The 13941-nt window shown below is 51.5% G+C and carries 15 protein-coding genes and 1 other annotated feature; of the genes, 5 read left to right on the top strand and 10 right to left on the bottom strand.

The features are described from left to right. Window positions 1–89: 89 nt before the first annotated feature. The gene (gene wzzB, locus WC5_RS02795; RefSeq protein WP_001261964.1) at window positions 90–1067 is read left to right on the top strand and encodes an LPS O-antigen chain length determinant protein WzzB; all 978 of its coding nucleotides are present in this window, start codon (window positions 90–92) and stop codon (window positions 1065–1067) included. A gap of 96 nt (window positions 1068–1163) precedes the next feature. Here the strand turns inward: wzzB and hisIE are convergent, their stop codons facing one another. The 9 genes from hisIE to hisL form a co-directional block, all read right to left on the bottom strand. Beyond that, on the bottom strand, window positions 1164–1775 hold the full coding sequence (gene hisIE, locus WC5_RS02800) for a bifunctional phosphoribosyl-AMP cyclohydrolase/phosphoribosyl-ATP diphosphatase HisIE (protein WP_000954929.1): 612 nt from the start codon (window positions 1773–1775) through the stop codon (window positions 1164–1166). Continuing rightward, the gene (gene hisF / locus WC5_RS02805; RefSeq protein ID WP_000880153.1) at window positions 1769–2545 is read right to left on the bottom strand and encodes an imidazole glycerol phosphate synthase subunit HisF; all 777 of its coding nucleotides are present in this window, start codon (window positions 2543–2545) and stop codon (window positions 1769–1771) included. Before hisF ends, hisIE begins: the two co-directional genes overlap by 7 nt. Then, window positions 2527–3264 (bottom strand): 1-(5-phosphoribosyl)-5-[(5-phosphoribosylamino)methylideneamino]imidazole-4-carboxamide isomerase, encoded by a 738-nt coding sequence (gene hisA / locus WC5_RS02810; RefSeq protein WP_000586413.1) that lies wholly within the window; start codon window positions 3262–3264, stop codon window positions 2527–2529. Before hisA ends, hisF begins: the two co-directional genes overlap by 19 nt. Continuing rightward, complete coding sequence (gene hisH, locus WC5_RS02815; protein ID WP_001103587.1) at window positions 3264–3854, bottom strand: imidazole glycerol phosphate synthase subunit HisH; 591 nt, start codon at window positions 3852–3854, stop codon at window positions 3264–3266. Before hisH ends, hisA begins: the two co-directional genes overlap by 1 nt. Then, complete coding sequence (gene hisB / locus WC5_RS02820; protein ID WP_000080038.1) at window positions 3854–4921, bottom strand: bifunctional histidinol-phosphatase/imidazoleglycerol-phosphate dehydratase HisB; 1068 nt, start codon at window positions 4919–4921, stop codon at window positions 3854–3856. The genes hisH and hisB overlap by 1 nt, the downstream gene beginning before the upstream one ends. After that, the gene (gene hisC / locus WC5_RS02825) at window positions 4921–5991 is read right to left on the bottom strand and encodes a histidinol-phosphate transaminase (RefSeq protein WP_000108963.1); all 1071 of its coding nucleotides are present in this window, start codon (window positions 5989–5991) and stop codon (window positions 4921–4923) included. Before hisC ends, hisB begins: the two co-directional genes overlap by 1 nt. Further along, window positions 5988–7292 carry a histidinol dehydrogenase gene (hisD, locus tag WC5_RS02830; RefSeq protein WP_000009603.1) on the bottom strand — a complete coding sequence of 435 codons (1305 nt, stop codon included), beginning with the start codon at window positions 7290–7292 and terminating at the stop codon, window positions 5988–5990. Before hisD ends, hisC begins: the two co-directional genes overlap by 4 nt. A 5-nt stretch (window positions 7293–7297) precedes the next feature. After that, window positions 7298–8197 (bottom strand): ATP phosphoribosyltransferase, encoded by a 900-nt coding sequence (hisG, locus tag WC5_RS02835; protein WP_000131781.1) that lies wholly within the window; start codon window positions 8195–8197, stop codon window positions 7298–7300. Window positions 8198–8243: 46 nt separating this feature from the next. Then, window positions 8244–8367 (bottom strand) — a sequence feature (His leader region). Further along, window positions 8343–8393 (bottom strand): his operon leader peptide, encoded by a 51-nt coding sequence (gene hisL / locus WC5_RS24400; protein ID WP_001364200.1) that lies wholly within the window; start codon window positions 8391–8393, stop codon window positions 8343–8345. It overlaps the preceding feature by 25 nt. Window positions 8394–8819: 426 nt before the next feature. On the opposite strand from hisL, the gene WC5_RS02840 reads away from it, so the two are divergent. The 4 genes from WC5_RS02840 to plaP all read left to right on the top strand — a co-directional run bounded on the left by WC5_RS02840 (window position 8820) and on the right by plaP (window position 12244). Beyond that, window positions 8820–9644 (top strand): SDR family oxidoreductase, encoded by an 825-nt coding sequence (locus WC5_RS02840; protein ID WP_000754742.1) that lies wholly within the window; start codon window positions 8820–8822, stop codon window positions 9642–9644. Between the two features lie 45 nt (window positions 9645–9689). Further along, on the top strand, window positions 9690–10619 hold the full coding sequence (locus tag WC5_RS02845; RefSeq protein WP_000803330.1) for a LysR substrate-binding domain-containing protein: 930 nt from the start codon (window positions 9690–9692) through the stop codon (window positions 10617–10619). 214 nt (window positions 10620–10833) lie between these two features. Next, entirely contained in the window at window positions 10834–10896 is a 63-nt protein-coding gene (gene yoeI, locus WC5_RS25465; protein ID WP_105279388.1) for a membrane protein YoeI, read from the top strand. Further along, on the top strand, window positions 10886–12244 hold the full coding sequence (gene plaP / locus WC5_RS02850; RefSeq protein ID WP_000019197.1) for a putrescine/proton symporter PlaP: 1359 nt from the start codon (window positions 10886–10888) through the stop codon (window positions 12242–12244). The genes yoeI and plaP overlap by 11 nt, the downstream gene beginning before the upstream one ends. Before the next feature lie 74 nt (window positions 12245–12318). On the opposite strand, the gene sbcB is transcribed toward plaP, so the two are convergent. Next, on the bottom strand, window positions 12319–13746 hold the full coding sequence (gene sbcB / locus WC5_RS02855) for an exodeoxyribonuclease I (protein ID WP_000980576.1): 1428 nt from the start codon (window positions 13744–13746) through the stop codon (window positions 12319–12321). Between the last annotated feature and the right edge of the window lie 195 nt (window positions 13747–13941).

Here is a 13941-nt window from a genome sequence, read left to right as displayed (position 1 = left end):
TTCAGTATTTTTATTGTTACTCCTATGGCATTCATACAGATTATCGCTAAACTATGGCGACCTGAAATTTTCCGTCTGTTAGGGTAATGATGAGAGTTGAAAATAATAATATTCCTGGGCATAACCATGACCCGGAACAGATTGATTTAATTGATTTACTGATGCAGTTGTGGCGTGGGAAGGTGACAATCTTCATCACTGTTATTGTGGCAATCGCTCTGGCTATCGGATATCTGGCGGTCGCGAAAGAGAAATGGACGTCGACAGCCATTGTTACTCAGCCAGATGTGGGGCAAATTGCTGGCTATAACAATGCCATGAATGTTATCTATGGTCCGGCAGCACCGAAAGTGTCGGATTTACAGGAGGCGTTAATTGGTCGCTTCAGTTCTGCCTTCTCTGCATTAGCCGAAACGCTGGATAATCAGGAAGAACCAGAAAAACTGACCATTGAACCTTCTGTTAAAAATCAGCCGTTGCCATTAGCTGTTTCTTATGTCGGGCAAACTGCGGCTGACGCACAGAAGAAGCTGGCTGAATATATTCAACAGGTTGATGACCAGGTGAATAAAGAGCTGGAAAAGGACCTGAAAGATAATATTGCTTTGGGTATGAAAACCCTGAAAGACTCTTTGAAAACGCAAGAAGTGGTGGCACAGGAGCAAAAAGATCTGCGTATCCGCCAGATTCAGGAAGCATTGCAATATGCGAATCAGGCGCAGTTGGCAAAGCCACAGATTCAACAGACCGAAGACGTAACGCAGGATACGTTGTTCCTTCTGGGGAGTGATGCACTGGAGTCGATGATCAAGCATGAAGCGACCCGTCCGCTGGTTTTCTCTCCTGGTTACTACCAGACTCGTCAAAACCTTTTGGATATCGAAAGCCTGAAGGTTGATGATCTTGATATAAATGCCTACCGTTACGTTATGAAACCCACACTGCCAATTCGTCGCGATAGCCCGAAAAAGGCCATCACACTGATTCTGGCTGTGCTGCTGGGCGGTATGGTTGGCGCGGGGATTGTGCTGGGGCGTAATGCGCTGCGCAATTACAACGCGAAATAATCTTTTTAGCTTTAATGAAAACGGGCAGGGTGGTGACACCGTGCCCGTTTTTTGTTGCTGGATGCGACAAAAACATCACATCCAGTCAGCCCCAATTCACTGATGCCGCTTGCGTAAGTTCTCAATCACCGTCGTTAAATCCAGATCCTGATCCTGCAACAATACCAGCAGGTGATACATCAAATCAGATGCTTCGTTGGTCAGTTCAAAGCGGTCATGTACCGTCGCGGCCAGTGCGGTTTCCACGCCTTCTTCACCAACTTTTTGTGCGATACGCTTGGTGCCGCTGGCATACAGTTTGGCGGTGTAGGAGGTTTCCGGATCGGCAGATTTGCGCTCGGCGAGCAGTTGTTCCAGTTGATACAGGAACAGCCACTGGTGAGCGGTGTTGCCGAAGCAACTACTTGTGCCTTTATGGCAGGTTGGGCCGATGGGATTCGCCAGCACCAGTAGTGTGTCGTTGTCGCAGTCCGGCGCAATGCTCACTACGTTGAGGAAATTGCCCGACGTTTCGCCTTTGGTCCACAGTCGCTGTTTAGTGCGCGAGAAGAAAGTGACCTTGCCGCTTTCGATGGTTTTATCCAGAGCTTCCGGGTTCATGTAGCCCAGCATTAGCACTTCGCCGGATACTGCGTGTTGCACAATCACCGGCATCATCCCGTCGGTTTTTTCCCAGTCCAGTTCGCGACGTTGTTGTTCTGTTAACATATCCTGATCTCCACGCCCTGTGTTGCCAGGTACGCTTTTAATTCACCAATATTGATTATTTGTTTGTGGAACACGGAAGCCGCCAGCGCGCCGTCAACGTCGGCATCGCGGAAGGCTTCGAGGAAGTGTTCCATGGTGCCTGCGCCACCGGAGGCAATCAGCGGTACGTGACAGACTTCACGTACTTTTTTCAGTTGCCCGAGATCGTAACCGTTACGCACACCGTCCTGATTCATCATATTAAGAACGATTTCTCCGGCACCGCGTTTTTGTACTTCCTGTACCCAGTCGAGCGTTTCCCATTGAGTGACGCGGGTGCGGTTTTCATCGCCGGTATATTGATTAACGTGATACTTGCCGGTTTCTGCGTCGTACCAGGTATCAATGCCTACCACAATACACTGCACGCCAAAACGATCTGCCAGACGGGTGATCAATGTCGGATCTGCCAGCGCAGGGGAGTTGATGGATATTTTATCCGCACCAAAAGAAAGAATTTTGGCAGCGTCATCCAGGGACTTAATCCCGCCAGCTACGCAGAAGGGAATATCGATCACTTCCGCCACGCGAGATACCCAGCTTTTATCTACCACACGTCCATCGCTGGAAGCGGTGATATCGTAGAACACCAGCTCGTCAGCGCCTTCTTCGGCGTAGCGTTTTGCCAGCGGCACAATATCGCCAATGATTTCATGGTTGCGAAACTGTACGCCTTTCACCACCTGACCATCACGAACGTCGAGACATGGAATTATGCGTTTTGCCAACATGCGATGGCCTCCTTCACGGTGAATTTACCTTCCAGTAATGCCCGACCAACTATTACGCCGCGCACACCAGTACCACGCAGGGCAGCGACATCATCAATGTCGCCAATGCCGCCGGAGGACTGAAACGCCACCTGCGGATATCTGGCGCACACTTCTTCATATAAAGAGACGTTAGAACCTGCCAGCGTGCCGTCGCGCGAGATATCGGTACACAGCACATGTTTTAGGCCGACGGGCAGATAGGTTTCCACCAGTTGTTCCAGTGAAACGCCCGAGTTTTCTTGCCAGCCGCTCACTGCCACCTGTTTGTTGCCTTGCTCGTCAATGCGTACATCCAGCGCCAGCACCAGCGCATCGGCACCGAAGCGTTCAAACCAGCCTTTCACCATGTCGGGTGATTTCACTGCGGTGGAGCCGACTACGACGCGCGCAACGCCTGCTTCCAGTAATGCTGCCACGTCTTCTTCGCTACGTACGCCGCCGCCAACCTGCACAGGAACGTTAACGCCTGCGACCAGCGTTTTAATCAGGGGGATTTGGCGTTTAGCCGGATCTTTTGCCCCGGTCAGATCCACCAGGTGCAGCACTTCGGCACCCTGCGCGGCGTAATCCTTTAAGCGCAGCAGCGGGTCGTTACCGTAATCACGCTGTTTGTCGTAATCGCCCTGATGGAGACGCACCACGGTGCCGTCGATTAAATCTAATGCTGGAATAATCATTACATCTCCAGGAAGTTTTTCAGCAACTTAGCGCCAGCGGCACCAGAACGCTCCGGGTGGAACTGCACGCCGTAGAAGTTATCTTTTTGTACCGCAGCGGTGAACGGTTCGCCGTAGTTACACTGGGCGATGGTCCACGGATTGACCGGCATTGCGTAGCTGTGAACAAAGTAAAAGTACGCGCCGTCTTCAATTCCCTGAAAAAGACGGTTGCCCGCCTGCGGGTAAACGCGATTCCAGCCCATATGCGGCAGCGGCAGACCAAAGTCGGTCATTTTCGGTACATCTTCGTCGATGATGCCCAGCAAATCGACGCCGTTGCTCTCTTCGCTGCGTCGTCCCAGTAGTTGCATTCCTAAGCAGATGCCCAGCACCGGTTGGGTACAGGCCTTGATGAGATCAAACAGTTCGCGCTCACGCACCTGATCCATCGCCGCTTGTGCAGTGCCGACGCCGGGTAAAAAAAGTTTATCGGCCAGCAACACTACGTCCGGGTCACGGCTGACTTTCGGTTCATAGCCGTGACGCGCAATGGCTGACCTCACTGAGTTCAGATTGGCGCAGCCGGTATCAAGGATCACCACGTTCATCACAGCACTCCTTTCGACGAGGGCAGGGTGTCGCCTTCCACGCGGATGGCCTGGCGCAGGGTACGACCAAAGGCTTTAAAGAGACTCTCTACACGGTGGTGATCGTTTTTACCTTTGGTTTTCAGGTGCAGCGTCACGCCCATGGTGTATGAGAGCGAACGGAAGAAGTGTTCGATCATTTCAGTGCTGAGATCGCCCACGCGCTGGTAGGTAAACTCGGCTTTATATTCCAGGTGCGGGCGACCTGAGATATCCAGCGCGCAGCGGGCAAGGCATTCATCCATCGGCAGGACAAAACCAAAGCGGCAAATACCGCGTTTGTCACCAAGGGCAATTTTTAATGCTTCGCCCAGCGCCAGGCCGGTATCTTCGACGGTGTGGTGATCGTCGATATAGAGGTCGCCTTTGACGTTGATTTCCATACGGAAGCCGCCGTGGGTGGCAATCTGATCCAGCATGTGATCAAAGAAGCCAACGCCGGTGTTAATCTTGCTGCCGCCTTCGCGATCCAGCCATACCTGAACGTCAATCTGCGTCTCTTTGGTGTTGCGTACCACGTGAGCGTAACGATCACGTCTGGTGAGTTGTTCGCCAATCATCGGCCAGTTCAGGGTTTCGCGATCGTAGCGTAAGCCATTAATACCCATGTTTTCTGCGAGTTGAATATCGGTCGCGCGATCGCCAATCACATAACTGTTGGCACGATCCATTGCTTGTTCAGCCAGGTAACGCTCCACCAGTTTTACTTTCGGCTTGCGGCAGTCGCATTCATCGGCGGGCAGGTGCGGGCAAATCAGCACTTCATCAAACTGTACGCCTTGCGAGGTGAAGATCTGCATCATCAGATTGTGCGGGCCATCGAAATCTGCCTGCGGGAAACTTTGCGTCCCCAGACCATCCTGATTGGTGATCATCACCAGCTTGTAGCCCGCTTTTTGCAGCTTCAGCAGCTCCGGGATCACGCCTGGTTCAAAGGCGAGTTTGTCAAAACAGTCCACCTGAAAATCACTCGGCGGTTCGCTAATCAGGGTTCCATCGCGATCGATAAAAAGATACTTCTGACTCATCAAACTTGCTCCGCACGTAAGGCGTCAATGACGCGCTGGCTTTCTTCACGGGTTCCGACGGTAATTCGCAGACAGCCGCTTAAAGAGGGTTGTTTATTCTGATCACGTAAGATAATGCCCTGATCCCACAAAGATTTAAACACTGCACTGGAGGCTTTAAAGCGCGCCAGAATGTAGTTGGTTTCAGAGTCGAAAACCTGCTCCACGCAGGGGATCTCTTTCAGTGCGGCAATCAGGTATTCGCGTTCTGCAATAATTTGCGCCACCCGCTCACGCATGGCGATAATTCCCTGCGGGCTTAACGCCTGGGCCGCAATGTCGGCAACCGGCGTCGAGAGCGGGTAGGGGGCGATCACTTTCATTAACAGGTTGATGACTTCTTCATTTGCCAGCGTAAACCCGCAACGAAGACCCGCCAGAGCGAAGGCTTTCGAAAGGGTACGCAAAATAGCCAGATGTGGATATTCCGCCAGCCAGCCCGCCAGCGATGCCTGCGGACAAAATTCAATATAGGCTTCATCAGCAACCACAATTGCCTTACCGCGAGTTAACTCCAGCAACGTGCGAAAATCCTGCGGGTTGATCAGTTGCCCGGTTGGGTTGTTGGGGCTGCAAACGTAGACCACTTTCACGCCGTCCAGCTTGTCGGAAATCCCCTGCAAATCCAGTTGCCAGTTTTCCAGCGTCGGCACCGTGCGGCACTCGACGCCAATGGTTTCGGCGCTGACGCTGTACATGCCGTACGTTGGCGGGCAATAGAGAATGGCGTCTTTGCCCGGTTCGCAAAAAGCGCGAATCAGCAGTTCAATACCTTCGTCCGCGCCACGGCTAACCAGCACCTGCTCCGGTTTCACGCCTGCATACTGTGCATAATTTTCAATGACCGCTTTCGGCTGACATTCCGGGTAGCGGTTGAGCGTTTGCTGAGTAAGCTGAAACTCCACAGCTGTAGGATATTCGTTGGCGTTCAGCCAGACATCGCCGTTACCGCCCAGACGACGCGCCGACTGATACGGCGTCAGGTTGCGGACGTTTTCACGCGCTAAATCGGTAATAGTCACAGTGCTCATGCTTGCTCCTTAAGGGCGTTAACACGCAAAGTAACGGCATTTTTGTGGGCACTCAGGCGTTCGGCGGCGGCCAGTGTTTCAATGGTCGAAGCCAGCGCGGAAAACCCTTCTTTTGACAGTTCTTGCACGGTCATACGCTTCTGGAAATCCGCCAGGCCGAGGCTGGAACAGGTGGCGGTGTAACCGTAAGTCGGCAGCACGTGATTGGTGCCGGAGGCGTAGTCGCCCGCCGATTCCGGTGACCAGTCACCAAGAAATACCGAGCCGGCACTGGTGATGCTATCGACCAGTTCACGGGCGTTGCGGGTCTGAATGATCAGGTGCTCCGGGCCGTACTGGTTGGAGATCTCTACGCACTGCGCTAAATCGTTGGTCACAATCAGGCGGCTGGCGCTAAGTGCCTGGCGGGCGGTTTCGGCACGCGGCAGTTCTGCCAACTGGCGTTCGACGGCTTCGGCAACGCGACGCGCCATATCAACATCGGGCGTCAGTAAAATCACCTGCGAGTCCGGGCCGTGTTCTGCCTGGGAGAGCAAATCAGAGGCGACAAAATCCGGTGTTGCGCCGCTGTCAGCAATCACCAGCACTTCCGACGGGCCTGCGGGCATATCGATCGCCGCACCGTCCAGACGCTGGCTCACCTGGCGTTTTGCTTCTGTCACAAAGGAGTTACCAGGCCCGAAAATTTTGTCCACTTTTGGCACGGATTCTGTACCGAACGCCAGCGCGGCAATGGCCTGAGCGCCGCCGACGTTAAACACGTCCTGCACGCCACACAGTTGCGCCGCGTAAAGGATCTCATCGGCAATCGGCGGCGGTGAGCACAGCACAACTTTATTACAGCCTGCAATACGCGCCGGAGTCGCCAGCATTAATACGGTTGAGAAGAGCGGGGCGGAGCCGCCAGGAATATACAAACCAACCGAAGCCACCGGGCGCGTGACCTGCTGGCAACGCACGCCTGGTTGAGTTTCGACATCTACCGGAGGCAGTTTTTGCGCAGTGTGGAAGGTTTCAATATTCTTTACTGCCACCGCCATTGCCTGTTTCAGCTCGTCGCTCAGGCGTTCGCAGGCGTCGGCAATTTCCTTAGCAGTTACTTTCAGTGCGGTAACCGTGGTTTTATCAAACTTCGCGCTGTATTCCCGCAGGGCATCATCGCCGCGTGCTTTCACGTTATCTAAAATTTCACGGACGGTACGGGTGATGCTTTCAGAGGCGGAGATCGCCGGGCGCATTAACAGCTGGCGTTGTTGTTCCGCAGTACAGCTATTCCAGTCAATGATTGTGTTAAAGCTCATGGCTATTACTCCATCATCTTCTCAATTGGCAGAACCAGAATCGAGCTGGCGCCCAGTTCCTTCAGTTTTTCCATGGTTTCCCAGAACAGGGTTTCGCTGCTGACCATGTGCATCGCTACGCGCTGTTGGTCACCCGCCAGCGGTAAAATAGTTGGGCGTTCAGCACCTGGCAGCAGGGCGATGACATCATCCAGACGTTCGGTCGGTGCGTGCATCATGATGTATTTTGATTCGCGCGCCTGGATCACTCCCTGTATACGGGTCAGCAGTTTGTCGATCAGTTGCTGTTTGGATTCTTCCATTTCGCCATCGCGCTGGATCAGGCAGGCTTTCGAGCGGTAGATAACTTCGACTTCGCGCAGGCCGTTGGCTTCCAGCGTGGCACCGGTGGAAACCAGATCGCAAATCGCATCCGCCAGTCCGGCGCGCGGAGCCACTTCGACAGAACCGTTCAGTAAGCAGGATTTAAAAGAGATACCTTTCTGGTCGAGATAACGTTTGAGCAGGTGAGGATAAGAGGTGGCGATACGTTTACCGTTTAAGGAGAGCGGGCCGTCCCAGGCTTCATCAACCGGCGTTGCCAGCGAAAGGCGGCAGCCGCCGAAATCGAGACGACGCAGGGTAAAGTAGCGCGGATCTTCTCCCTGGGCGCGGCGGTTAAGCAGTTCTTCTTCCAGCACGTTTTCGCCAATAATCCCGAGGTCAACTACGCCGTCCATTACCAGACCGGGAATGTCGTCGTCACGCACCCGCAGAATATCAATCGGCATGTTTTCTGCCATCGCGATCAGGCGCTGGGTGTGAAGATTAATTTTAATGCCACAGCGCGCCAGCAATTCGCGTGAATCATCACTTAAACGCCCTGATTTCTGCATAGCTATGCGTAAACGAGTGTTGTCTGTCATTTTCTTCTTCCTCTTTTAACCTGTCTGAATCGTTATCAACCGCGCAATAAAAAAGCCCCCGGAAGATGATCTTCCGGGGGCTTTCTCATGCGTTCATGCACCACTGGAAGATCTGAATGTCTTCCAGCACACATCGCCTGAAAGACTAGTCAGGATGATGGTGATGATGGTGGTGTTTAAATTGAACGCGTGTCATAAAATTCTCTGTGAATGTTTATTCAACTGATGCCTTTTAACCTAAACCACTTTCACCTTAGAAAGCAAGGGCTTTTTTATATATTTTGTGGCGATAGATTTGTTTAATGAATGAGCGGGGAAAGGAGGGGGCCAGGAGTGGCTACGTTAAAAAAGTAATCGTGAAAATATGTCTTTAAAACCCTCAAGAACATTGTGTTCTGTAACTAAAGTGGGCTTTGTTCCTGCCGGATGCGGCGTGAATGCCTTATCTGGTCTACAAATGTTGCCTAAATTCAATATATTGATGTTTTTGTAGGACTGATAAGCGGAGCGCATCAGGCAATTGTATATTTGCTAACAGTTTCGATTTCATTCATAGAATGAATTGTCAGTTTTGATACGCTGGCGTAGCCTTATAGATCTAAGGTGTATCAGGAGAAAACGGATGAAAAAGGTCGCAATTGTCGGGTTAGGGTGGTTAGGTATGCCGCTGGCGATGTCACTTTCAGCGCGAGGCTGGCAGGTCACCGGGAGTAAAACCACACAAGATGGCGTCGAAGCGGCCCGAATGAGCGGGATTGATAGCTATCTGCTTCGCATGGAGCCTGAGTTAGTTTGTGATTCTGACGATCTGGATGCCCTGATGGATGCCGATGCGCTGGTCATTACGCTTCCTGCACGTCGCAGTGGCCCCGGCGATGAGTTCTATTTACAAGCTGTGCAAGAGCTGGTGGATAGCGCGCTGGCTCATCGTATTCCCCGCATTATTTTTACCAGCTCAACGTCTGTCTATGGCGATGCACAAGGCACTGTGAAAGAAACTACCCCGCGTAATCCGGTGACCAATAGTGGACGAGTATTAGAAGAACTCGAAGACTGGCTGCACAATTTACCCGGTACTTCGGTCGATATTCTGCGTCTTGCGGGTCTGGTCGGACCAGGGCGCCATCCCGGACGCTTCTTTGCCGGAAAAACCGCGCCTGACGGTGAGCACGGTGTTAATTTAGTCCACCAGGAAGATGTTATTGGCGCTATCACCCTGTTGTTACAGGCACCTAAAGGCGGACACATCTATAATATATGTGCGCCAGCTCACCCTGCGCGCAATGTTTTCTATCCACAGATGGCTCGTTTACTGGGGCTGGAACCCCCGCAGTTCAGAAATAGTCTGGACAGCGGTAAGGGTAAAATTATTGATGGCAGTCGGATTTGCAATGAACTGGGATTTGAATACCAGTATCCCGATCCGCTGGTAATGCCGCTGGAGTAAACGATCACGCCAGCAGGACGCCGCATACACTGCAAGGGGGCGTGTATGAAACCACTGCTGGATGTGTTGATGATCCTTGATGCCTTAGAAAAGGAAGGCAGTTTTGCGGCGGCGTCGGCCAAACTCTATAAGACGCCGTCCGCTCTGAGTTATACCGTTCACAAGCTGGAAAGCGACCTTAATATTCAATTACTCGATCGTAGCGGACACCGCGCTAAATTCACCCGTACCGGAAAAATGCTATTAGAGAAAGGGCGAGAAATACTCCACACTGTTCATGAACTGGAAAAACAGGCGATCAAACTTCATGAAGGCTGGGAAAACGAGCTGGTGATTGGAGTAGACGACACTTTCCCTTTTTCTCTGCTTGCGCCGCTCATTGAAGTCTTTTATCAACATCACAGCGTAACGCGGTTGAAATTTATCAATGGCGTGCTCGGTGGTTCCTGGGAGGCGCTGACTCAGGGGAGGGCGGATATTATTGTCGGCGCGATGCATGAGCCGCCGTCCTCCAGCGAGTTTGGCTTTTCTCGTCTGGGTGATCTGGAGCAAGTTTTCGCTGTGGCACCCCATCATCCTTTAGCACTGGAAGAAGAACCGTTAAACCGACGAATTATTAAACGATACCGGGCAATAGTGGTAGGCGACACGGCACAGGCAGCCGCGTCCACAGCCTCGCAAATACTCGACGAACAAGAAGCCATAACCGTATTCGATTTTAAAACCAAGCTGGAGCTACAAATCAGCGGTCTTGGTTGTGGCTATTTACCCCGCTATCTGGCGCAACGTTTTCTCGATAGTGGCGCGTTAATTGAGAAGAAAGTGGTCGCCCAGACTCTTTTTGAACCGGTCTGGATTGGCTGGAACGAACAGACCGCAGGGCTTGCCAGCGCGTGGTGGCGGGATGAGATTTTAGCAAATAGTGCGATTGCTGGAGTTTATGCAAAATCTGATGACGGAAAATCAGCCATTTAAATAAAAAATTTTATGACAAGCCTCTCATTCTCTTGTCATTTACCCCCCATTTAGGCACAATGCGCCGCTGTCAAAAAATGACTAAAAACCGACGTTTTATCCGCGTCGGTTATTTTTTGCTTCAAACCAATCATTCATACCAAGAGGCCGGGCTTCGTACCGGATAGATATTTACTAAAAATCGACAGTTGTTGTCGCTGAGGAATCCAAAAAAATGGGGCAATTTTTTGCTTACGCGACGGTTTTCACCGTAAAGGAGAATGACCATGTCGCATAACGTTACTCCAAACACCTCTCGCGTGGAATTGCGTAAAACGCTTACGTTAGTTCCGGTTGTAATGATGGGTCTTGCCTATATGCAGCCGATGACGCTGTTTGATACTTTTGGTATCGTTTCAGGCCTCACGGATGGTCATGTGCCGACAGCCTATGCGTTCGCATTAATTGCGATCCTGTTTACGGCTCTGAGCTACGGGAAGCTGGTTCGCCGCTATCCTTCTGCTGGCTCTGCATACACTTACGCCCAGAAATCCATTAGCCCGACCGTTGGCTTTATGGTGGGTTGGTCTTCTCTGCTCGACTATTTGTTCGCGCCGATGATCAACATTCTGTTGGCGAAAATCTATTTTGAAGCCCTGGTGCCTTCCATCCCATCGTGGATGTTTGTGGTGGCGCTGGTGGCCTTTATGACCGCCTTTAACCTGCGTAGTCTGAAATCCGTAGCGAACTTCAACACGGTAATCGTAGTGTTGCAGGTTGTGCTGATCGCGGTGATTCTGGGCATGGTAGTTTACGGCGTATTTGAAGGTGAAGGCGCTGGTACGCTGGCGAGCACCCGTCCGTTCTGGTCTGGCGATGCGCATGTTATCCCAATGATTACCGGTGCGACGATCCTGTGCTTCTCCTTTACAGGTTTTGACGGCATCAGCAACCTGTCGGAAGAAACCAAAGATGCAGAGCGCGTGATCCCGCGTGCGATTTTCCTGACCGCGCTGATCGGCGGCATGATCTTCATCTTTGCAACTTACTTCCTGCAGCTGTACTTCCCGGATATCTCTCGCTTTAAAGATCCGGATGCGTCACAGCCTGAAATCATGCTGTACGTTGCGGGTAAAGCGTTCCAGGTTGGCGCGCTGATCTTCTCCACCATTACCGTACTGGCGTCCGGTATGGCGGCGCACGCAGGCGTAGCGCGTCTGATGTACGTAATGGGTCGTGACGGCGTGTTCCCGAAAAGCTTCTTCGGTTATGTACACCCGAAATGGCGTACCCCGGCGATGAACATTATCCTGGTTGGCGCGATTGCTCTGCTGGCAATCAACTTTGACCTGGTAATGGCAACGGCGCTGATTAACTTTGGTGCGCTGGTAGCATTTACCTTCGTTAACCTGTCGGTCATTTCGCAGTTCTGGATCCGTGAGAAGCGTAACAAAACGCTGAAAGATCACTTCCAGTATCTGTTCCTGCCGATGTGTGGTGCTCTGACTGTAGGTGCGCTGTGGGTTAACCTGGAAGAAAGCTCAATGGTTCTGGGTCTGATCTGGGCGGCAATCGGTCTGATTTACCTGGCTTGCGTGACGAAGAGCTTCCGCAATCCGGTTCCGCAGTACGAAGACGTTGCATAATCCTATCAAGCCGGATGGCATAACCATCCGGTAATTCACTAAAAACCGGAGTTTATCGCTCCGGTTTTTTCTTTTCAGACGATCTCTTCCGCGTACTGCCAAAGCGCCTTTAACAGCGACACTTTCTCTTTATCATCGGCATATTGTTGTGCCAGCATTTGCAATTCATCAGCATAATCTTGCAAAAACTCTGGCGTGAAGACCTGGCGACGGTGCTCCAGCCAGCGTTGCTGTTCGGCGTAGTCCAGCGTTCCTGGGAAGTTACGCGCACGATAATTGAACAACAGTTTCTCAATGCGTTTATCAACAAAGGTGATATCCAGTGCCGGTAAATTACGCGGCTCGGTTTCCAGTACAATTTTCATTGCTGCACGATCGGCGTCGCTGAAAAAGCCGTTATAAAGCTGGGCATCCACGTTATCTGAAGGCGTAAATGGTTCGGCTTCAGCAAAGATCGCCACCACTTTTTCACGCACTTGCGGATTTTCACGCAGAATTTTCAGGTTATCGAGACAATGCTGGCGATTAATGCCCAGCCGATCGGCATCTTCCGGGCGAAGCGTATTCGCCTGTGCTAATACCGGACATTTATTAATATGCACCAGCTTAACCGGAACGGCGGCGTTATCGCCCAGATCGGCTTTCGCGGTATACAGGCGCTCGCGCAGCGTGTCGCTATCCAGTTCCAGTAATGGCGAAATATCTCCTGCTAAATCCACCATAATCACGGCATTACGATTTTCAGGATGCCATGCCAGCGGCGCAACCCAACTGGTATTGCCGCGCCATGCACCAAACATACCGGAAACGTGTACCAGTGGTTTCATCTGTGGCACATCAATCAACGCCATCAATTTGTGCTTGTTGCGATGGCTGTAGAGATAATCAAACAGGCGTGGCTGACGCGTTTTCACCAGTTTCGCCATCGCAATAGTGGCGTACACATCGGCCATCGCATCGTGGGCGTTGCTATGTTCAATACCATTCGCTTTGGTTAAATGTTCAAGGCGAAAACTCGGTAGACCGTCATCATTTTCAGGCCAGTTAATCCCCTCAGGACGCAGGGCATAACAGGCACGCATGACGTCCAGCAGATCCCAGCGAGAGTTATCATGCTGCCAACTCCAGGCGTAGGGATCGTAGAAATTACGATAAAAAACGTTGCGTGTGACTTCGTCATCGAAACGTACATTGTTGTAGCCCAGAATACAGGTCTTCGGGACGGTAAAAAGCGAATGAATGCGAGCGGCAAACGCGGCTTCGTTTTCTCCTTTCGCCCGCGCTTCCTGCGGGGTAATACCAGTGATTAATACTGCTCCTGGCTGGGGTAAATAATCATCCGCAGGCTTGCAATAAAAAACCTCTGGTTCGCCGATGATATTGAATTCGCTATCGGTGCGAATGGCAGCGAACTGCGCAGGGCGATCTAACGCAGGGTGCGTGCCAAAGGTTTCATAATCGTGAAACAAAAAGGTAGATTGTTGCTTACCATCATTCATCATTAGGTTAAATCCGTTATTTCTGCTGTGTGTCAGAGTATCAAATATCACCGTGCTAATCAGCTTTAGAGCGACAATTTGGCAGAGAGTGGCAACTGATAATGTCAGATTAAAAATGAGATAACTGTCACATTTTCTTGCACTTTATTCCAGCCAGTTCATCAGGATTTCCGTAAAAAGAACTGCTATTTGAAACTC

The organism is Escherichia sp. KTE114, from assembly GCF_000407765.1.
GTDB lineage: Bacteria > Pseudomonadota > Gammaproteobacteria > Enterobacterales > Enterobacteriaceae > Escherichia > Escherichia ruysiae.
The sequence above is the reverse complement of the archived record's forward strand: the minus strand, read 5'-3'. Positions and strand labels throughout refer to the sequence as shown.